This is a genomic window from Micromonospora hortensis, assembly GCF_022230935.1.
In the GTDB taxonomy this organism is placed as follows: Bacteria; Actinomycetota; Actinomycetes; order Mycobacteriales; family Micromonosporaceae; genus Micromonospora; species Micromonospora hortensis.
The window spans coordinates 224893-245136 of sequence record NZ_JAKKFE010000011.1 but is presented as its reverse complement, the minus strand read 5'-3'; the positions used below and the strand labels follow the sequence as shown (position 1 = coordinate 245136).

Sequence of the window (20244 nt, the reverse complement as noted above, 5' to 3'; positions counted from 1 at the left end):
GCAGAAACATCCGCCTGGGGCTCTCCCACGCCGGATGGTTCAGCGCGGATCGGGTCGGCCGGGCACCTGTCGGGGCTTCCGGGCGCTGCCGACGTCGAGCGAAGCCCGGTCGGCGGCAGAGGTGCCGGACGACCAGCCCTCGGCGTCGCGCACGCTGAGCCGGTGCCGGGTGACGCCGGGGAAGAGGGTGTCCAACCGCTCCCGGACCGCCTCGCCCCGGGCCGCGAGCACCGGCAACAGCCGTTCCGCCCCGGTGGTCTCGGCCGCCGCCTGGTCCGCCGCGTTGGTCGCCGCCTCGGTGGCCGTGCGCAGCCGCTCGCCGATCCGCAGCGCGAACGCGTTGAGGAAGGACTCGTCCCAGACCTTCGTCCGTCGCCCCGACCCCTGCCGTCGCTCGGCACGCCCCCGCAGCATCGCCGCCGTGGCCTGGACCAGCAGCGACGTGTAGAGCAACTCCACAGCCACCAGGTCCGCCGGCCAGCCCAGCACCGTGGCGAAGCCGAGATCGTCGGACCAGACCGCCTCGCACCGGTTCGCCGCCGCGACCTCCTGCACCAGCAGCGCCTTCGCGCCCGCGTACGGGGTGTCGGTGCTCAGGCGTACGCCGCCGGGCAGATCCCCGCGCTCCGACCCGGCCGCCAGCAGCGCCTCGTCGATGCTGTGCCTGGCGATCAGCTCCTGGGCCTTCCCGGTCAGCGCCTCCGCCTCCGCCGGGAAGGTGGTCGACTCGGCCTTCGCCAGCAGCGCCCGCACCCGATCCAGCATCGGCGACCCGCTGCGAGCCGTGCCCGCCGTGCGGGGCAGTGCCGCGCCGCTCGTGCCCGGCGGTGGGCGCAGCACCGCGATCGGCGGCAGGCTCTCCACCAGCGCGAGAGTGTCCACGGCCGCGCGGAGCGCGTCGGCCCGGTCCAGGCCCTCCCGGCTGGCCCAACCGGCCAGCACGCTGCCGTCGGCACCGCCGTCGGCGGGCACCAGCTCGCGTAGCTGGTCGTCCCACCAGGCCGGGACCGGCTCGGCCTGGTCGCGCCGCTGGGCGGCCATCGCGGCGCGGACCAGCCGCGCGGCGCGGGCGTCGAGCCGTCGACTGGTGATCCGGTCCACGTCGACCGGCTGCCAACCGCGCGGCCAGAGCCGGCCCAGGCCGCGGACCAGGCGACGCAGCAGAGCGGCGTCCACCGCCGTGGTGCCGTCCGCGGCGCCGGTGCCGACCATCAGATGGTCCAACTGCCGTTCGGCCTGCCGTACGTCAGTGCCGCGCACCGCCGCGAGCGCGTTGGCGACGAGTTCGTCCGCGTCCGGCACGGGCACCTCCTTCTCGGTATCTGGCTGTCGCTGCCCCTCCAGGCTCCATGATCATGCCGTCAGTGGCCCGGGAGTCACGAAACGGGGATGTGCCACCGGCCCGCTGGGCCTTTCCGCTGCTCCGGTCCGGCATGTTTGGTGCGGTTCGGGGTATTTACGACCCGATCCGACCTGACTGCGAGGTGTGTGGTGGTCGATTCGAGCCTGCCAAGGCCCCGTTCCGTCGACGTTCGTTCCTCCACCCTCGTCGGCGTCCTGATCGGCATCGCGATCATGGCCGCGATCGACGAGATCGTCTTTCACCAACTCCTCGCCTGGCACCACTTCTACGACCGCTCCACCCCCTCGGTGGCGTTGCTCTCCGACGGGCTGCTGCACGCCGCCGAGGTGATCGCCCTGGTCGGTGGGTTCTTCTGGTTCGCCGACCTGCGTCGACGGCATGCCCTGGCGAGCCGGCTGGCCTGGGGTGGCCTCCTGCTCGGCGCCGGAGGATTCCAGCTCTTCGACGGTCTCGTCGACCACAAGGTGCTCCGGCTGCACCAGATCCGCTACGGCGTACACCTGGTGCCGTACGACGTGGTCTGGAACGTGGCCGGCGCGGTGCTGCTGCTGGCCGGCGTCGCCGTCCTCTGGCGGGCCCGCTCCCGCCAGCCCGGCGCCCGATGACGGTGGCCGGGCCGCTGGCGCACGCCGGGCACGGCGCGGCCGGGCCGAGCTGGTTCCCACTGTTCCCGGTCGCGTTGTTGGCGGTCGGCTACGTGCTGGCCGCCGTCCGGGACCCGCGGGGTTGGGACCACCGACGCACCGCCTCCTGGCTGGTCGGCTGCGCCCTGCTGGCGGTCGCCGTCGGGCCGCTGGCTCCGCTCCCGGACAACCCGAGCGGGCACATGGCGCAGCACCTGCTGCTCGGCATGCTGGCCCCGCTGGGGCTGGTGCTCGCCGCCCCGGTGACGCTGCTGCTCCGGGTCGTGCCGCCGCCGGTACGCCGAGCTGTCGGTCGGCTGCTGCGCGCCCGCCCGCTGCACCTGCTCGCCCACCCGGTCACCGCCGCGCTGCTGACCACCGGAGGGTTGGCGTTGGTGCTGCTCACCCCGCTGTACGCGGCGGCCGAACGGCAACCCATCCTGCACCACGCCGTGCACCTGCACTATCTGGCAGCCGGGTACCTCTTCGCCTGGTCCTTGGCCGGGCCGGACCCGGCGCCGCGTCGCCCCCGACTGGCGGTACGGGTCGGCGCGTTACTGGCCGCGTCGGCTGGCCACGCCGTGCTGGCCAAGTATCTGTACGCCCGGGCCGAAACCCTCCCGCCCGGCCTCGCCGACCGGGACCCGGAAGTGTTCCGCTCGGCCGCCCAACTCATGTACTACGGCGGCGACCTGGCCGAGCTGCTCCTGGCGGCAGCCCTCTTCGCCACCTGGTACCACTCCCGCCGCCCTGGTCGGCGGCGGCCACCCCGTCCAACCAGGTTGATCAAGAAGTTTGCGTCACCGGAGGACGAATCCCTGACGCGAACTTCTTGATCAACCTGACGGAGCGGGCGCTGCCAGCGCGGTGGACAGCCGGCGGAGGAACTCGATGAGGTCGTCCTCGCTGTGGTGCGTTCCGGCCTGCTCATTCAGGGGACCCGAGTAGCGCAGCGCGTGGACCAGCGCGTCCCGCGTCTCGGCCCGGTCACCCGGGTAGAGCCCAGCGGCCACCCCGTCGACTACCCGCGTGACCACCGAATCGTCGAGCGTTCTGTCGAACTGAACCCCGTAGAGGATTCCGTTGACGTGGCCCCTCCAGCTGTCCGTACCCATGCTCGTTGACTCCCTGTGAAGCTCTGGCTGCCGTCCCGGCCAGGAATTGCCGTGGCTGAAATGGCAGCGCTCGGTTGCGGCACGTTCAGCGGAACAGTCGGGCATTTTCAACCGCCCAGCCGTCGAAGTCGCGTAGCGGGCGGCCGATGATCTCGCGCACGGTCGGCCGCTGGTCGAGCGTCCACTGGGTGAGGTCAGCGAGTCGCGTGCCGTACTCCTCAAGGGCGTACAGGGTCACGTCGATACCGCTGTCGGGCCAGCCGCGACGCCGCCAACTCGCACGGCTGTGGTCGGGCGTCACCTCAATGGCGACGATGTCGCGGCCGACCGCTCTGGCGATGCTCGCCACCCGCGAACGGCTGCTGATCGGCAGCCCTACCGCTTCGAGGACAGCGCCGACATGGTCGTCGGTACGCAGCGCCGCCAACGCGACAGCGGCGAGGTCGTCCTCGTGGATGAAGGGGTAGTGCCCGCCGTCCAGGTGTGCCTCCCGTACGGTGCCCTCGCCCCTGATCGTCTCTGGCCAGTCCGATCCGGTGGCCGGATAGGTGCCCTCGATCACCGCGCCCATCACCGCCGACGGCCGGATGTGTACCCACTCCATCCCGGAGCCTTCGACAGCCCGCTCGATCGACAGCCAGAACCAGGTCTCGGGCGGGTACCTCTCCTCGTACTCCGGCCCGTGCGAGGACAGCACGACGATTCGCCGCACACCGGCACCACCGGCGAGGTCCAGGGCATTCCGCACCGTCGTCGGCGAGGCTCCGGCGAGGAAGACGCCGTCGACGTCGTCGTAGACCTGGACGTGCTCGAGCGGCCGGGTGATGGATCCCTCGACGACCTCGACCCCGTCGGGCCAGCCATCCACCTGGTCGGATTCGGCGAGAACACGCACCCGGTCACCAGCGTCCAGCAGTTGCCGCGCGAGGCTCCGCCCGACAATCCCCGTGGGGCTGCTGCCCGCGTCCATCCGGGCGTTGACCGCGGTCAGCAGGAGCAGGCGAGTGCGTGAGGCAGCCGCCCCCCGATTGTTCTCAGCCATGGCAAGACCCTCCAGCAGGAAAGCGGAGATCTTGCGCCTCCCGCTCGATGGGAGGTTGCGGATCGTGAGTCGTCAACGCTATCAGCCACCGCAACGGCGGGCCGGGCCGTCGGCGCGCCTGCACGCGCCAGGTCACGGGCGTTGCGGCCAGTTGGTGAGGATGTCCTCGACCGGTAGGGCGTCCTGCTCCGGATCAGGTGCCGGGGTTGGGCGGTCGGTCGGGGTGCGGTCGAAGCGGGGTGCGGGGGCCGGCTGGACCTCGCCGCCCACCTCGACGAACGTGCCCCGGGCCGCGTTGTGCGGGTGCGTGTGCGCCTCGCCGGGCGCGAGCACCGGCGCCACGCAGGCGTCCAGGTCGGCGAAGACCGCCGTCCACTCGTCCCGGGTGCGCTCGGCGAACCGCTCGGTGAACCGGCGGCGCAGCTCGTCCCAGCCACTCGGGTCGTACTGGGCGGGTAGGTCCGGATCGTCGGCGAGGCCGAGGCCGCTGAGCAGTACGGCGTAGAAAGCCGGTTCCATCGCGCCGACCGCCATGAATCCACCGTCGGCGGTGGCGTACGTGTCGTAGAACGGCGCCCCACCGTCGAACATGTTGCGCCCGCGCGGGGCGGCCCACAGGCCGGTGCCGAGCAGCCCGTGCAGGAACGAGGTGAGCAGCGCCGAGCCGTCCACCATCGCCGCGTCGACCACCTGGCCGAAGCCGGAGCGCTCCCGCTCCAGCAGCGCGGCCAGCACCCCGACGGCGAGCAGCATCCCGCCGCCGCCGAAGTCGCCAACGAGGTTCATCGGCGCGTACGGGCGTTCGCCGGCCCGTCCCAGCGGCTCCAACGCCCCGGCCACAGCGATGTAGTCGATGTCGTGCCCGGCTCGGGCCGCCAGCGGGCCATCCTGACCCCAGCCGGTCATCCGCGCGTACACCAGTCGGGGGTTGCGGGCCTGGCACACCTCCGGCCCGATGCCGAGCCGCTCGGCCACCCCCGGCCGGTACGCCTCGACCAGCACGTCCGCGCGCTCGGCGAGGCGCAGCAGGTCCGCCACCCCGGCCGGGGACTTCAGGTCCAGCGCGGTGACCCGCCGGCCGCGTTGCAACGGCCCGCTGGTCGGGGCGGCCAGCCGGCCCGTTCCCGGTGCGCCCGGCCGGTCCACCCGCACCACGTCCGCGCCGAGGTCGGCGAGCACCATGCAGCCGAACGGCGCCGGGGCGAGGCTGGCCAGCTCGATCACGCGCACCCCGGCCAGCGGCCCGCCGCGTGCCGCCATCACGCGACGTCAGCCGGTTCGGCCCGAGGGGTGGCGAGCCGGTCGGCCAGGTCGGCGGGGGGCGTGAACCGGTCACCGTAGTTGCCGGCCAACTCGGTGGCACGGGCCGCGAAGCCGGCCGGGCCGCCCGCGTACTGCCGGACGTAGCGGATCACCCCGCCCGTCCACGCAGGGAAGCCGATGCCGAAGATCGAGCCGATGTTGGCGTCGGTCTCGGTGCGCAGCACGCCCTCGTCGAGGCAGCGCAACGCGTCCAGCGCCTCGGCGAAGAGCATCCGCTCCTGGAGGTCGGTGAACGGCACCGCCCGGCCCGCGTCGGTGGTCAGGTCGGCGAGACCGGGCCACAGCCGGCCGCGGGCGCCGTCGTCGTAGGAGTAGAAGCCGCGTCCGGCGGTGCGCCCCGGCCGGTCGTACGCGTCGACCAGCTCGTCCACCAGGCGGTGCGCCGGCAGCGGGCGGAACTCCTCGCTGGCCGCCTCGAACTGGCGGCGGATCCGCTGGATCAGCGTGAGACTGACCTCGTCGGCCAGCGCCAGCGGCCCGGTCGGGTAGCCGGCCTGAAGGGCGGCCTGCTCCACCGATGCGGCGGGAACACCCTCGGCGACCATGCCGACAGCCTCGTCGATGAACTTGCCGATCACCCGGCTGGTGAAGAAACCCCGGCCGTCGTTGACCACGATCGGGGTCTTGCCGATCCGCCGACCCAGGTCGAACGCCCGGGCCAGCGCCACGTCCCCGGTCCGCTCGCCCACCACGATCTCCAGCAGCGGCATCCGGTCCACAGGGGAGAAGAAGTGCATGCCGACGAAGTCCGCCGGCCGGTCCACGCCGGCGGCCAGCCCGGTGATCGGCAGGGTGGAGGTGTTGGAGGCGAGCAACGCGCCGGGCGCCAGTACGGGCAGCACCTCGGCGAAGACCTGCTGTTTCAGCGCCGGATCCTCGAAGACCGCCTCGATGACAGCGTCGCAGCCGGCCAGCGCGTCCACCTGGTCGGTGGTGGTGATCCGGTCCAGTACGGCGCGGGCGTCCGCCTCGGTGGTGCGACCCTTGCGTACCGCGCGGGCCAGCAACCGCTCGGCGTGCTCCCGGGCCCGGCCGGCGGCCTCCGGCGTGACGTCCCTGACCACCACGTCCAGTCCGGCGCTGGCGCAGGCGTACGCGATGCCCGCGCCCATCATGCCGGCCCCGAGCACCGCCACCCGTCGCACCGGCGCGGCGTCCACATCGGTTGGTCGGGCCGCGCCACCGTTGACGGCCTTCAGGTCGAAGAAGAACGCACCGATCATGTTCTTGGCGACCTGGCCGGTGAGCAGGCCGATCAGGTGCCGGGTCTCCACTGTCAGGGCGGTCTCCAGGTCGACCTGTGCGCCCTCGACGGCGGCGGCGAGGATCGCCTCGGGCGCGGGCAGCCGGGCACCCTTGAGTTGCTTGCGCAGCGTCGCCGGGAAGGCGGGCAGTTGTGCGGCCAGCGAGCGGCTGGCCGGGGTGCCACCGGGCATCCGATAGTCCGGCCGGTCCCACGGCTGCCTGGGGTGCGGGTTCGCCGCGACCCAGGCCCGCGCCCGCTCCAGCAACTCGGCGGGCGTGGCGACAACCTCGTCGACCAGCCCTGCCGACAGGGCGTCGGCCGGGCGCATCCGTCGGCCGGTGAGCAGCACAGTGGTCAGCGCGCCGGCCAGGCCGAGCATCCGCACGGTCCGGGTGACGCCACCCGCCCCGGGCAGCAGGCCCAGCGTCACCTCGGGCAGCCCGAGCCGGCTGCCGGGCGCGTCCAGTGCGATCCGGTGGTGGCAGGCGAGCGCGATCTCCAGGCCACCACCGAGCGCGGAGCCGTTGACAGCGGCGACCACCGGTCGGCCCAGTGTCTCCAGCCGGCGAAGGTCCCGTTTGATGGCACCGAGCAGGGCTGCCAGGTCGGGCGCGTCGGCGCGGGTGGCCCGGATCATCTCGGGCAGGTCGCCGCCGGCGAAGAACGTCGACTTCGCGCTGGTCACGATGACGCCGACGAGATCGGGCTCGGCCTCCAGCCGATCCAGCGCGGCACTCATCGAGGCGGCGTACGCCCGGTTCATGGTGTTGGCGGACTGGGTGGGGTCGTCCAGTGTGAGCGTGACGATGCCGTCGGCGCCGCGGTCGTACCGGATGGTGTTTGTCATTGTCGTCCTCCGGGTCAGCAGCGCTCGAGAACTGTGGCGACGCCCATGCCGCCGCCGATGCAGAGGGTCACCACGGCACGGCGCAGGTCGCGGCGCTCCAACTCGTCCAACGCCGTACCGAGCAGCATCGCTCCGGTCGCGCCGAGCGGATGGCCGAGCGCGATCGCACCGCCGTTGACGTTCACCCGGTCCGGGTCGAGGCCCAGGTCGCGGACGTACTTGAGCACCACGGCGGCGAACGCCTCGTTGATCTCGAACAGGTCGATGTCGTCGACTGTCAGCCCGGCGACGGCGAGCGCCTTGTGGGTGGCCGGGATCGGACCGGTCAACATCAACGTCGGGTCCGCGCCGGTGACCGCCGCGCCGACGATCCGGGCGCGCGGAGTGAGGCCGAGATCCCGACCAACCTGCTCCGAACCGATCAGCGCCAGCGCCGCCCCGTCCACGATGCCTGACGAGTTGCCCGCGTGGTGGACGTGCTCGATGGCCTCCAGCCAGTGGAACTTCTGCAACGCGACAGCGTCGAAGCCGGCCGCCTCACCCATTGTGGCGAAGGACGGGGTGAGCTTGGCCAGCGCCTCCCGGGTCGTCTCCGGGCGCGGGTGCTCGTCGACGGTGAGGATGTCCAGCCCGTTGCCGTCGCGGACCGGCACCACCGAGCGGGCGAAGTACCCGCCGGCCCATGCCTTGGCGGCCCGCTCCTGCGACCGCAGCGCGTAGCCGTCCACGTCGTCGCGGGTGAAGCCCTCCAGGGTGGCGATCAGATCCGCGCTGACGCCCTGCGGCACGAACGACGTGGCCAACGCGGTCTGCGGATCGGTGGCCCAGGCCGCGCCGTCGGAGCCCATCGGCACCCGGGACATCGACTCGACCCCACCGGCGAGCAGCAGATGCTCCCAGCCGGAGCGGATCCGCGCGGCGGCGGAGTTGACCGCCTCCAACCCGGAGGCGCAGAACCTGTTGAGCTGCACCCCGCCCACCTGGTCGGGCAGCCCGGCCAGCAGCGCGGCCGCCCGAGCCAGGTCGCCGCCCTGCTCGCCGACCGGAGTCACGATGCCGAGCAGCAGATCCTCAAGCCGGCCGACGTCCAGGCCGGGGTTGCGCTCCCGCAACGCGTCGATCAGGCCGACCACCAGGGAGATGGGCTTGACCCCGTGCAGCGCGCCGGTGTCCCGGCCGCGTCCGCGCGGGGTGCGGACCGCGTCATAGACGTACGCCTCAGAGAGCACGGGCGATCAGCTCCTTCATAATCTCGTTGGTGCCGCCGTAGATCTTCTGGACGCGGGCGTCGGCGTACATCCGGGCGATCGGGTACTCCGTCGTGTAGCCGTAGCCGCCGAAGAGCTGAAGGCACCTGTCGACGACCTCACACTGCCCGTCGGTGAGCCATGACTTCGCCATCGCCGCCGTGGAGACGTCCAGGTCGCCACGCGTGTGTCGGACGATGCAGTCGTCCAGGAAGACGCGGCTGACCCGGGTGCGGGTGGCGCACTCGGCGAGCACCATCCGGGTGTTCTGGTGACCCATCAGGGTCTTGCCGAAGGCGGTGCGCTCCTTGGCGTACGCGACTGTCAGCGCGACCGCCCGTTCCATGACCGCTACCGCGCCGACGCCGATGACCAGCCGTTCCTGCGGAAGCTGCTGCATGAGCTGAATGAAGCCCAGCCCCTCGGCGCCGCCCAGCAGGTTGGCCGCCGGCACCCGGAACTCGTCGAAGAACAACTCCGCCGTGTCGTTGGCGTGCAGGCCGATCTTGGACAGCAGCCGGCCCCGGCGGAAGCCCTCCGGGTCGCCGCCCACCTCGCAGACCAGCAGCGAGACGCCGGACGCCCGCTGCTCCGGGTCGGTCTTCACGGCCACGATGACCAGATCGGCCAGACCACCGTTGGTGATGAACGTCTTCGCGCCGGTCACTAGATAGTCGTCGCCGTCGCGGACCGCCCGGGTACGCATCGCCTGAAGATCGGAGCCGCCGTCCGGCTCGGTCATCGCGATCGCGCCGACCAGCTCACCGCTGCACAGGCCGGGCAGCCAGCGTCGCTTCTGCTCCTCGCTGCCGTACGCCACCAGGTAACCGGTGACGATGCCACTGTGGACGGCCAGGCCGAGGCTGCTCTCCCCGGCGTACGCCTGCTCGTGCAGCAGCACCGCCTCGTGGGTGAACCCGCCGCCCCCACCGCCGTACTCCTCCGGGACCGACAGGCCGAGCAGCCCCAGCTCACCGGCGCGCCGGTAGTGCTCGCGGTCCGGGTGGCCCTGCTCCTGAAGGCGGTCGGCGTGCGGCAACACCTCCTTGGTGAAGAAGGCGCGGGCCAGCTCGGCCAGGTCGTCATGCTCCGGCTCGGGCCACTGTGAGGGGGAGCCGTCGGGCGGGGGGGTCGGCATGTGCACCACCCTCGCGCGCTGTTGGCGGCATGTCAATAAGTCGAGATGGACGTCCGGCCACGGGCCGTCTGGACGTCCGGTCCGCAGCCCAGCACCGCTGACCCTGGCCTAGACGTGGCCGATCATGGAGTTGTGGTGCCTCACAAAGAGGGAACGGGCGGCCATATCGCCCACCACACCTCCAAGATCGACGGTGGTCCGGGCGGCGCGCGGGCCGTGTGCGCGGAGATCTTGGACAGTTTCCGTTACGAGCTAACGGAAACTGTCCAAGATTGCGGCAAACTTGCCCCGCCGCGAGGCGTGCGCCGTGCGGCCTGCGGGGTTGTGTGGGTGCATCAATCGTGCGAATCCGCTGTTGTCAGACACCACGGGCGGACGGCGAGTGGGCGGGCGCGAGGCGGGGCGGGCGAACTACTCGGCGCCGATCCCCGATCAGGGGTCCCCGAAAGGTTGGCTCCCAACCGAAAGTGGTCGCTGCGCTGTCGGTTGAACGGCGTCGCCGGGGCCCGTGGCGATCACTTGATGCTGAGAAGCTCAGAGACAGCGCTGACGACTACTGAGCATCAAGTGATCATGGTGAGGAAAGGCGGCCGGCCGGTGGGCTGTCGATAGGGTCGGGCAGATGAGTGTCGAGACGGCTCCGCGCCGCCGCCGTTTGGAGCCGGACGCCCGGCGTGGGCAGATCCTGGCCTGCGCGGTCCGGCTGTTCGGTGAGCGCCCGTACGCGGACGTGTCGACCACCGACGTCGCCCGCGAGGCAGGTGTCGCCCGCGGCCTGGTCAACCACTACTTCGGTGCGAAGAAGGACCTCTACCTGGAGGTCGTCCGGGTCATGGTGACCATCCCCGAGGTTGCCCTGGAGCGGCTACCCAAGGGTGATCTTCGGACTCGGGTCGACGCCAGCGTCACCTGGTTCCTCGACGTGGTGTCCCGGCACAGCACCTCGTGGCTGGCGGCGGTCACCGCGCGGGGGATGGGCGGCGACGCCGACGTGGAGCGGGTGCTCGCCGAGGCCGAGGAGGTCGCCGCGGACCGCATGCTGGTCGCCGTCGGGCTGGCCGGCGAGGCGGAGCACCGCGAGGAGTTGCGCGGGATGGTCCGGGCGTACGGGGGTCTGGCCACCTCGACGGCCCGCGAATGGCTTCAGCGTGGCGCGCTGACCCGCGCCCAGGTGCACCTGCTGCTCACCACGACCCTGCTGACCATCGTCGAACAGGTCATCCCGCAGGTCCTCGGCGTGGACGGTTCGAACCGGCCGGCTGAGCCTCCGGCGTAGGGAGTGGAAGGCAGGCCGGCTCACCTTCAGCCGGCGGTCCTCGGCGTGCCCGACCTGTGGTGTGCCGCGGGCCACGGGCGCGATGATCGCGATGAAATAGGCATAGAGGTTATGGTTATTTCACGGTCGGCGGGTAACCGCACCCGGGACCTGCGGGCGATCGAGTCACCGAGGAGGAGACATGACCACAGATGCCCTGTCCTACGAGGTCTTCGTCTCGGACGGTCCGGTGCGAGCGGGTGACCAACGCATGCCGGACGGGTCACGGATCCACTGGAATCCGGTCTCTTCAACGTTGATCTTCGGAGCCGAGGAGGCGCTCCTCGTGGATCCACCGTTCACCCACGAGCAGATCTCGAAGGTGGGCGACTGGATCGCACAGTCGGGTAAGCGGCTGACGTACATCTACGCCACCCACGGGCATGGCGACCACTGGTTCGGCGCGGGTGAGCTGGTCAAGCGCTTCCCCGGCGCGGTCACCTACGCGACGCCCGGCACCATCGAGGTCATGCACCAGCAGGCCACCGTCGGACGAAGTGAGTTGTTCGACCGGGTCTTCCCCGGCCTCATCCCGGAGTCGCCGGTCGACGCGGTGCCCGTGCCGGCCGAAGGGTTCCTGCTCGAGGGCAATCTCATCCAGCCCGTCGAGACCGGACACACCGACACCGATCAGACCACCGTCCTGCACGTTCCGTCGATCGGCCTGGTGGTCGCCGGTGACGTGGTCTACAACGGGGTTCACCAGTACATCGTGGAGACGGTCGACGGCGGCCTACGGCATTGGCTCGACGCCCTCGACCGCGTCGAAGCGCTCGCACCGCGCGCAGTCGTCGCCGGCCACAAGAATCGGAACCGCCCCGACGACCCGGCAAGCATCGACCTGACCCGGAAGTACCTGCTGAACGTGGAGCGCCTGCTGGCCGAGAAGTCGACCGCCCGCGAGTTCTTCGACGAGATGGTGCGGCTCTACCCAGACTGGGTGAATCCGGGACCGGCGTGGTACGGGGCACTTGCCCTGCTCGGGAAGTGAGCTGATGACGCCTTCCATGCCCGAACGCACGGCAGATGCGGTGGCCGGGCCGTGGATCGCCACCGCGAGGTACGGCATCGACCACGCCCCGGGCGGCCTCGGTCTCGTCCAGGATCTACTCAACACGATCTCGGCCGGCGCGCCACGGCATCCGGACCTCCTGGACGATCTGGGCAGCGCTACCGAGTGGGCACGGGTGGCCGTCGGGCAGTGGTCGACGGCCACCGGGCGCCCGGCGCCCGACGTCACGCTCGACGCCGAGGGGCTCCGGGCACTACGGATCTTTCGCGAGGAGTTGCTGGACGAGATCGATGCCAGGCTCCACGTCACGCCCGACCCCGGGCAACCCGTCACGGCGTCGGACCGGGTTTCGACCGGATCTCGTACCAGCGGTGCCACGCTCCGGCTCGATCGAGGCGGATCCGTCCACCTCGACCCGGCCGGGGTCGGTGCCGATCTGCTGGTCTCGCTCGTCCTCGCCACGCTGTTCGAGGCGCAGCTCGCCGACGTCGGACGGCGGATCAAGACCTGCCGCAACCCCCGCTGCCGAGTGGCGTTCTACGACCGCTCACGCAACAACAGCGGAGTCTGGCACTCCGTACGGGCCTGTGGGCACCCCACCAACCTGCGCGCCCACCGGGCGCGGCAGCGGCAGGTGGACTGACTCGGCCGATCAGGCGGCCCGGCGTTCCTCGGCCTCGCCGGTGCGGGTGGATCGCCCGGCATGCGCCGCCGGGGCGGCGAAGCGATCGGCGGCCTGCGCCGGATAGGACTCGGGGCCTACCACCCGCAGCGGCCGGTCCACCTCGTCGGACCCGAATCGCCAGCGCGACGGTGTCGGCTGCCGCTGCGGTGCCGGGCCTCCGGGGCGCAGGCCGGGGCGGGACAGCAGCACGGTGATCAGGTAGCCGACCACCAGGAAGCCGTGGCTGATCAGCCGTTCCCCGCCCACCGAACCGGTGGCCAGGTCGTTTACCGACAGCAGCAGCAACGTGCCGACGAACGCGCTGAGCATTGGCAGCAGCCCGGCGGGTGGGCTGCGGCGCAGCGCCACGAAGAGGAAGCCCGCGCCCACTGCCACGTTCCACGCCGCCGACTCGTGCCACAGGTGCTGGCCGGTGGGGTGCAGGTGGTCGGCGGTCGCGCCCCGGCCCACCTGGGCCAGGCCGAGCACCAGTTGCACCGCGCCGAGCAGCCCGAGTGCCGACCGCAGGCCGGCGACGAGCGGGCCACGTCCGAACGCCGCGCGCAATCCGGCGGCGAGTTGGCCCCGCCCGGGCACCTTTGGTAGGCCGGCGACCAGCGGGCCACGCCGCCACAGTGACCGGCGGGCCGGAGCCGCGCTGGCCGCGGCAAGGATCGCCGCCGTCCGGTCGGGCACCTCAACCACCAATCGGGTACGAACCCGACGGGTCACCGCGGCCGCCGCCGTGAACCAGGCCCGGCATTCGGCACACCCGTCGAGGTGCCCCTGCACCGCCGTCAGTTCGGCGGCGGTCTCCTCCCGGTCCAACTGCGCGGACAGGACCTCCCGCCACTGCTCACACCCCATGTATCGGTAGTCGCTCCGGCAGCCGCTCCGGTTCCCGGCGACAGTGACTGGTTGTGGAATACTCGCCGGATCATGACGCGTTACGGCCTGCTGATCCTGCCCGCCACCAACCGGGTGTACGCCCGCGCCGCCGTCGACCTCACCCGAGCCGAGCTGGAGATCTTCGGCCGCTCGGCGCTGGACGGCCGGATCGGCGAGTTGGACACCGAGGTCGTCGGAGGGGCGTCGTACATCACGTTCACCGGCGACGGGCTGACCGAGCGTGATCTGGCCGTCCTGGGCAACCTCTCCGCCGGGTACGCGTTGTTCGAGATCGTCGGTGAGCTGTTGCGGCCGATCGAGTGGAGCCGTCTGGACCGCTACGACGACGATCTGCTCACCATCCAGAAGTACCCGGGCAAGACCAATGAGCAGTTCACCAAGCTGCTGCTCAACGTGACACTGCTCGCCTCGGACTGGGCCGCCGAGATGACCAGCCGCCGGTTTCGGGTGCTCGATCCGCTCTGTGGTCGGGGCACCACCCTCAACCAGGCGCTCATGTACGGCTTCGACGCCGCCGGGATCGAGCGCGATCAGAAGGACGTCGAGGCGTACCGGGCGTTCATCACGACCTGGCTGAAGCAGAAGCGGGTCAAGCACCGGGTGCTGGAGTCGGGACCTGTGCGGCGGGAGCGCAAGGTGGTCGGCCGGCGGGTGCGGATCGAGTTGGCGCCGACCCGCGAGGAGCACAAGGCCGGCCAGACGCAGTTGCTGGACGTGGTCAACGCCGACACCGCCCGCTCGGCGGAGTTCTTCCGCCCGGAGACCGTGGACCTGGTCGTCGCCGACGCGCCGTACGGCGTGCAGCACGGCAGTCGTACCGCTGGGCAGGGGTTGACCCGAGACCCGCTGGCGTTGCTCGCGGACGCCGCGCCCGTCTGGGCCCGGTTGTTGCGTCCCGGTGGTGCGCTCGGGATCTCCTGGAACACCCACGTCGCCAGCCGGGACGACGCGGCGGCGGCGTTGGCCGACGCCGGTCTGACAGTTGTCGACGCCGAGCCCTACCGCGCGCTGCGGCACCGGGTGGACCAGTCGATCATGCGCGACGTGCTGGTGGCCCGCCGCCCGGCCTGACGGGCCTCGCACCTCCGCCCCGCCGTGCCATGAGGCACCCCTTCCAAGTCGCGCCTGGTCTCTGTCGTGCTTTTTCCCCTTTGCTCTGCACCCGCCGAGGCACCAGCTACAGACCGTAAGTGTCGCCTCCGCGGGTGCAGAGCAAGTGTCGCCTCCGCGGGTGCAGAGCAAAGGGCGGACAACCGGTCCTGACCTCGCGGGCCACCGAGGGTCTGTGCCGCATTTCACCTGTTCAGTGCGCAGGTGTGAAAACCACGTCAAGAAAGGGTTCGCCGCCGTCATGGTCGCGTTATGACCCCTGCCGTCCGGCGGGTGGTGGGGCTTTGATTGCCCGGCGCGACCGGAAGGCGGTCGCGACGAACCTTTCCGGCTGAGGAGTCAGCGTGTCTGACGTGGTGTTCGTGGTCCTGACGGTGGTGCTGTTCGCAGTGCTCGCCCTGGTGGTCCGGGCGGTGGAGAAGCTGTGAACGCTGTCAACGCCGTCGGTCTGGTGCTCGCGGTCGTCCTGGGCGCGTTCCTGGTGTTCGCCCTGCTGTTTCCGGAGCGCTTCTGATGACGATGACAACAGCGGGCGTCATCTTCGTGTTGACGCTGGTGGCGGCCCTGGTCGCCGTCTACAAGCCGTTCGGCGACTACATGTTCCGGGCGGTCTCCGGCACGAAGCAGTCGCGGGTCGAGCGGGGCGTCTTCCGTCTGGTCGGGGTCAACCCGGCCGCCGAGCAGACCTGGGGCGTGTACGCCCGCAGCGTGCTGGCGTTCTCCGCGGTCTCGATCCTGTTCCTGTACCTGTTCCAACGGGTGCAGAACCACCTGTGGCTGTCGCTGGGATTCGACCCGGTGGTGCCGCACGGCGCGTGGAACACGGCCGTGTCGTTCGTGACCAACACGAACTGGCAGTCGTACTCGGGTGAGTCGACGATGGGCCACCTGGTGCAGATGGCCGGCCTGGCCGTGCAGAACTTCGTCTCGGCGGCGGTCGGCATCGCGGTGGCTGTCGCGTTGGTACGCGGCTTCGCCCGCAGTCGTACCGGGCAGCTCGGCAACTTCTGGGTCGACCTGACCCGGATCACGCTGCGGATCCTGCTGCCGATCGCGGTGCTCGGCGCCATCGCGCTGATGATCGGCGGGGCGGTGCAGAACCTGTCCGCCGGCACCGACGTGAGCACACTGACCGGCGGCACGCAGACCATCACCGGTGGTCCGGTCGCCAGCCAGGAAGTGATCAAGGAGCTGGGCACCAACGGTGGCGGCTTCTACAACGTCAACAGCGCGCACCCGTTCGAGAACCCCACCACCTGGACGAACTGGCTGGAGATCTTCCTGATCCTCCTGATCCCGTTCAGTCTGCCCCGGGTCTTCGGCCGGATGGTCGGGCAGAACCGGCAGGGCTACGCCATCGCCGCGGTGATGGGCATCCTCGCGTTCCTCAGCGTCGCCATCACCAACATCTTCGAGCTGGCCGGCCACGGCACGGTGCCGCAGGCGGTCGGCGCGGCGATGGAGGGCAAGGAGGTGCGGTTCGACGTGTCGAACTCGGCCACCTTCGCCGCCGCCACCACGCTCACCTCGACCGGTGCGGTGAACTCGTTCCACGATTCGTTCACCTCGCTCGGCGGCATGATGACGATGGTCAACATGATGCTCGGCGAGGTCGCGCCGGGCGGCACCGGTTCGGGGCTGTACGGCCTGCTCATCCTCGCGGTGATCACGGTCTTCGTGGCCGGGCTGATGGTGGGCCGCACTCCCGAGTACCTGGGCAAGAAGATCGGGTCGCGCGAGATCAAGTTCGCCTCGCTCTACTTCCTGATCACGCCGATCCTGGTGCTCGTCGGCACGGCTGCGGCGTTCGGCACCGGCAACAACTCCACGGCGCTCAACGTCGGCCCGCACGGCCTCTCCGAGGTGCTGTACGCGTTCACCTCGGCCAGCAACAACAACGGCTCGGCGTTCGGCGGCATCACCGTCAACACGACCTGGTGGGACACCGCGCTCGGGTTGTGCATGCTGCTGGGCCGGTTCCTGCCGCTCATCTTCGTGCTCGCGTTGGCCGGCTCGCTGGCCCGCCAGGCACCCACCCCCGCGTCCGAGGGCACCCTGCCGACCCACCGACCGCTGTTCATCGGCATGGTCGTCGGCGTCACAGTGGTCCTCGTCGCGCTGACCTTCCTGCCCGCGCTCGCGCTCGGTCCGCTGGCAGAGGGGCTCTGATCATCATGAGGAACGAGGACATGTCCGTCACGTCCGCCCCGACAGAGCAACTTCCCGGCACGCCCGCCACCCAGGGCAACCGGATCGGCGGGGGCCTGCTCGACCCCAAGCAGTTGATCCGGTCCCTGCCGGACGCGGTACGCAAGCTCAACCCCAGCACGCTGTGGCGCAACCCGGTGATGCTGATCGTGGAGGTCGGCGCGGCCTTCACCACGGTCCTGGCGGTGATCGACCCGTCGGTGTTCGCCTGGGCGATCACCATCTGGCTGTGGCTGACAGTGGTCTTCGCCAACCTGGCCGAGGCGGTCGCCGAGGGCCGGGGCAAGGCCCAGGCCGCGACCCTGCGGCAGGCGAAGAAGGACACCATCGCCACCCGGCTGATCGACTGGAAGCCGGGCGCGCGGGCCAACACCTACCGCGATGAGGCGGTGCCGGCGCCGGACCTGCGTCAGGGTGACGTCGTGCTCGTCGAGGCGGGCGGCATCATCCCCGGCGACGGCGACATCGTCGAGGGCATCGCCAGCGTCGACGAGTCGGCCATCACCGGCGAGTCGGCCCCGGTCATCCGGGAGTCCGGCGGCGACCGCAGCGCGGTCACCGGCGGCACCAAGGTGCTCTCCGACCAGATCATCGTGAAGATCACCCAGAAGCCGGGGGAGAGCTTCATCGACCGGATGATCGCCCTGGTCGAGGGGGCCAACCGGCAGAAGACGCCGAACGAGATCGCGCTGAACATTCTGCTCGCCGCGCTCACTGTCATTTTCCTGCTGGCGGTGGTCACCCTCCAGCCGCTGGCCATCTTCTCCAAGGCGTACCAGGCGGCGGCGCCGGACAGCGGGGCGATCACCGACTCCGGTGTGACCGGCGTGGTGCTGATCTCGCTGCTGGTCTGCCTGATCCCCACCACCATCGGCGCGCTGCTCTCCGCCATCGGCATCGCCGGCATGGACCGGCTGGTGCAGCGCAACGTCCTGGCCATGAGCGGCCGGGCCGTCGAGGCGGCCGGCGACGTCAACACCCTGCTGCTGGACAAGACCGGCACCATCACGCTGGGCAACCGGCAGGCCGCCGAGTTCGTACCCGTCGAGGGGGTCGACCCCGCGGCGCTGGCCGACGCCGCGCAGCTGTCCAGCCTGGCCGACGAGACCCCGGAGGGGCGCTCGGTGGTCGTCCTGGCGAAGAACGAGTTCGGGCTGCGCGAGCGTGAGCCGGGCGTGATGCCGCACGCCACCTTCGTACCGTTCACCGCGCAGACCCGGATGAGCGGCGTCGACCTCACACCGGACGCCAGCGTGGACGCCGGCGCGGTGGGCACCGCCCGCCGGGTCCGCAAGGGCGCCGCCGCCGCGGTGATGAAGTGGGTACGGGAGAACGGGGGCCACCCGACCGAGCAGGTCGGCGAGATCGTGGACGCGATCAGCGGCACCGGCGGCACCCCGCTGGTCGTCGCCGAGCACGTCGACGGTGCGCCAGCCCGCGCGTTGGGCGTCATCCACCTCAAGGACGTGGTCAAGTCCGGCATGCGGGAGCGGTTCGACGAGATGCGCCGGATGGGCATCCGAACCGTGATGATCACCGGCGACAACCCGCGGACCGCGAAGGCGATCGCCGACGAGGCCGGGGTGGACGACTTCCTGGCCGAGGCGACACCGGAGGACAAACTCGCGCTGATCAAGCGGGAGCAGGAGGGTGGCCGCCTGGTCGCGATGACCGGTGACGGCACCAACGACGCGCCGGCGCTCGCGCAGGCCGACGTCGGGGTGGCCATGAACACCGGCACGTCGGCCGCCAAGGAGGCCGGCAACATGGTCGACCTCGACTCCGACCCGACCAAGCTGATCGAGATCGTGGAGATCGGCAAGCAGTTACTGATCACGCGCGGCGCGCTGACCACCTTCAGCATCGCCAACGACATCGCGAAGTACTTCGCGATCATCCCGGCCATGTTCGCCGGCCTCTACCCGAGCCTGGACGCGCTGAACATCATGCGGTTGTCCAGCCCGGAGTCGGCGATCCTGTCCGCTGTCATCTTCAACGCCCTGGTGATCATCGCGCTGATCCCGCTCGCCCTGCGTGGCGTGCGGTACCGGCCGGCCGCCGCGTCGAAGCTGCTCAGCCGCAACCTGCTGGTCTACGGGCTGGGCGGCATCATCGTGCCGTTCATCGGGATCAAACTCATCGACCTGCTCATCCAGTTCATCCCGGGGATTTCGTGATGCGCCTACCTACCTGGATCGCCCAACACCTCGCCGCGCTGCGCGCCGTACTCGTCTTCACCGTGCTGCTCGGCCTGGTCTACCCGCTGGCCCTGGTAGCGCTCGGTCAGCTACCCGGCCTCAACCACAAGGCCGACGGCTCGCTGATCTCCTCGGGAGGGACGACTGTCGGCAGCGCGCTGATCGGTCAGTCCTTCACCGACGCCGACGGCAACCCCGTCGCCCGGTACTTCCAGTCCCGCCCCTCCGCCGCCGGCGACGGCTACGACCCGACCTCCACGTCCGCCAGCAACCTGGGCCCGGAGAGCGTTGTCGACACCATCGCCACCGACCCCGAGGAATCCAGCGAGAGCCTGCTCACCCAGGTGTGTGGGCGCAGCAAGTCGGTCGGCGAGCTCAACGGCGTCGACGGCCGGCGCCCGTACTGCACCGACGACGGGGTGGGCGCCGTCCTGGCGGTCTTCCGCGCCGACGGCCTGACCGGCACTGTCACTCGGGTGGTCAGCGTCAACCAGGCCGCCCCGTCGACGCCGTTCGTCTCCTCTTATGAGGGGGTGTCGGTGGAGGTGGCCCAGCCCGGCGAGGACTACGTGGCCGCCGGTGGCGTGGTCACCCCGATCCGGGGCGACGCGTCCGCCGACCCGGCGGTGCCCGCCGACGCGGTCACCGCCAGCGCCAGCGGTCTGGACCCGCAGATCAGCCCGGCGTACGCCGAACTGCAGGTGAACCGGGTCGCGCGGGAGCGCGGCGCGGACCCGGCGGCGGTCCGCAAGCTGGTCGAGGAGCACACCGACGGGCGCGGGCTCGGCTTCATGGGCGCGCCCGGCGTCAACGTGTTGGAGCTCAACCTCGCCCTCGACAAGCAGTTCGCCGCACGCTGAGCACCTTCGCGGGCGGGGCCGTGC

Annotated in this window: 18 protein-coding genes; 10 read left to right on the top strand and 8 right to left on the bottom strand. The window is 70.9% G+C overall.

Annotated elements, in window-relative coordinates; translation table 11 throughout:
• Positions 1-39: 39 nt before the first annotated feature.
• Positions 40-1302, bottom strand: coding sequence for a DUF2786 domain-containing protein (locus tag NIE111_RS08045; protein ID WP_238683764.1), 1263 nt, complete (start codon positions 1300-1302; stop codon positions 40-42).
• A 189-nt stretch (positions 1303-1491) separates the two neighbouring features.
• On the opposite strand from NIE111_RS08045, the gene NIE111_RS08040 reads away from it, so the two are divergent.
• Both NIE111_RS08040 and NIE111_RS08035 read left to right on the top strand, forming a co-directional pair.
• Positions 1492-1968 (top strand): DUF2243 domain-containing protein, encoded by a 477-nt coding sequence (locus tag NIE111_RS08040; RefSeq protein ID WP_238683763.1) that lies wholly within the window; start codon positions 1492-1494, stop codon positions 1966-1968.
• Complete coding sequence (locus NIE111_RS08035; RefSeq protein ID WP_238683762.1) at positions 1965-2822, top strand: cytochrome c oxidase assembly protein; 858 nt, start codon at positions 1965-1967, stop codon at positions 2820-2822. The genes NIE111_RS08040 and NIE111_RS08035 overlap by 4 nt, the downstream gene beginning before the upstream one ends.
• Here the strand turns inward: NIE111_RS08035 and NIE111_RS08030 are convergent, their stop codons facing one another.
• The 6 genes from NIE111_RS08030 to NIE111_RS08005 form a co-directional block, all read right to left on the bottom strand.
• Entirely contained in the window at positions 2823-3101 is a 279-nt protein-coding gene (locus NIE111_RS08030; protein ID WP_238683761.1) for a hypothetical protein, read from the bottom strand.
• 85 nt (positions 3102-3186) lie between these two features.
• Positions 3187-4143: an NAD(P)H-binding protein gene (locus NIE111_RS08025; protein ID WP_238683760.1), complete on the bottom strand. Its 957-nt coding sequence runs from the start codon at positions 4141-4143 to the stop codon at positions 3187-3189.
• A gap of 132 nt (positions 4144-4275) precedes the next feature.
• Complete coding sequence (locus NIE111_RS08020; protein ID WP_238683759.1) at positions 4276-5403, bottom strand: CaiB/BaiF CoA transferase family protein; 1128 nt, start codon at positions 5401-5403, stop codon at positions 4276-4278.
• Positions 5403-7559: a 3-hydroxyacyl-CoA dehydrogenase NAD-binding domain-containing protein gene (locus NIE111_RS08015; protein ID WP_238683758.1), complete on the bottom strand. Its 2157-nt coding sequence runs from the start codon at positions 7557-7559 to the stop codon at positions 5403-5405. The genes NIE111_RS08020 and NIE111_RS08015 overlap by 1 nt, the downstream gene beginning before the upstream one ends.
• Positions 7560-7573: 14 nt before the next feature.
• A complete protein-coding gene (locus NIE111_RS08010; protein ID WP_238683757.1) occupies positions 7574-8788 on the bottom strand; it encodes an acetyl-CoA C-acetyltransferase in 1215 nt (404 codons plus the stop codon).
• On the bottom strand, positions 8778-9944 hold the full coding sequence (locus NIE111_RS08005; protein ID WP_238683756.1) for an acyl-CoA dehydrogenase family protein: 1167 nt from the start codon (positions 9942-9944) through the stop codon (positions 8778-8780). Before NIE111_RS08005 ends, NIE111_RS08010 begins: the two co-directional genes overlap by 11 nt.
• 622 nt (positions 9945-10566) lie before the next feature.
• Here NIE111_RS08005 and NIE111_RS08000 point away from each other — a divergent pair.
• The 3 genes from NIE111_RS08000 to NIE111_RS07990 all read left to right on the top strand — a co-directional run bounded on the left by NIE111_RS08000 (position 10567) and on the right by NIE111_RS07990 (position 12914).
• Positions 10567-11220, top strand: a complete 654-nt coding sequence (locus NIE111_RS08000; RefSeq protein WP_238683755.1) for a TetR/AcrR family transcriptional regulator — start codon at positions 10567-10569, stop codon at positions 11218-11220.
• A 181-nt stretch (positions 11221-11401) separates the two neighbouring features.
• Positions 11402-12250 carry an MBL fold metallo-hydrolase gene (locus tag NIE111_RS07995; RefSeq protein ID WP_238683754.1) on the top strand — a complete coding sequence of 283 codons (849 nt, stop codon included), beginning with the start codon at positions 11402-11404 and terminating at the stop codon, positions 12248-12250.
• Between the two features lie 16 nt (positions 12251-12266).
• The gene (locus NIE111_RS07990; protein ID WP_238683753.1) at positions 12267-12914 is read left to right on the top strand and encodes a CGNR zinc finger domain-containing protein; all 648 of its coding nucleotides are present in this window, start codon (positions 12267-12269) and stop codon (positions 12912-12914) included.
• A 9-nt stretch (positions 12915-12923) separates the two neighbouring features.
• On the opposite strand, the gene NIE111_RS07985 is transcribed toward NIE111_RS07990, so the two are convergent.
• Positions 12924-13802: a zf-HC2 domain-containing protein gene (locus tag NIE111_RS07985; protein WP_238683752.1), complete on the bottom strand. Its 879-nt coding sequence runs from the start codon at positions 13800-13802 to the stop codon at positions 12924-12926.
• A 72-nt stretch (positions 13803-13874) separates the two neighbouring features.
• Between NIE111_RS07985 and NIE111_RS07980 the strand changes: the two genes are divergently transcribed.
• From NIE111_RS07980 to NIE111_RS07960, 5 genes are all read left to right on the top strand, one after another.
• The gene (locus NIE111_RS07980) at positions 13875-14915 is read left to right on the top strand and encodes a TRM11 family SAM-dependent methyltransferase (RefSeq protein WP_112603623.1); all 1041 of its coding nucleotides are present in this window, start codon (positions 13875-13877) and stop codon (positions 14913-14915) included.
• Positions 14916-15378: 463 nt separating this feature from the next.
• Entirely contained in the window at positions 15379-15468 is a 90-nt protein-coding gene (kdpF, locus tag NIE111_RS07975) for a K(+)-transporting ATPase subunit F (protein WP_036410889.1), read from the top strand.
• Positions 15468-17123, top strand: coding sequence for a potassium-transporting ATPase subunit KdpA (kdpA, locus tag NIE111_RS07970; protein WP_238683751.1), 1656 nt, complete (start codon positions 15468-15470; stop codon positions 17121-17123). The genes kdpF and kdpA overlap by 1 nt, the downstream gene beginning before the upstream one ends.
• A gap of 20 nt (positions 17124-17143) precedes the next feature.
• A complete protein-coding gene (kdpB, locus tag NIE111_RS07965) occupies positions 17144-19339 on the top strand; it encodes a potassium-transporting ATPase subunit KdpB (protein WP_238683750.1) in 2196 nt (731 codons plus the stop codon).
• Entirely contained in the window at positions 19339-20220 is an 882-nt protein-coding gene (locus NIE111_RS07960; RefSeq protein ID WP_238683749.1) for a potassium-transporting ATPase subunit C, read from the top strand. Before kdpB ends, NIE111_RS07960 begins: the two co-directional genes overlap by 1 nt.
• Positions 20221-20244: the final 24 nt, after the last annotated feature.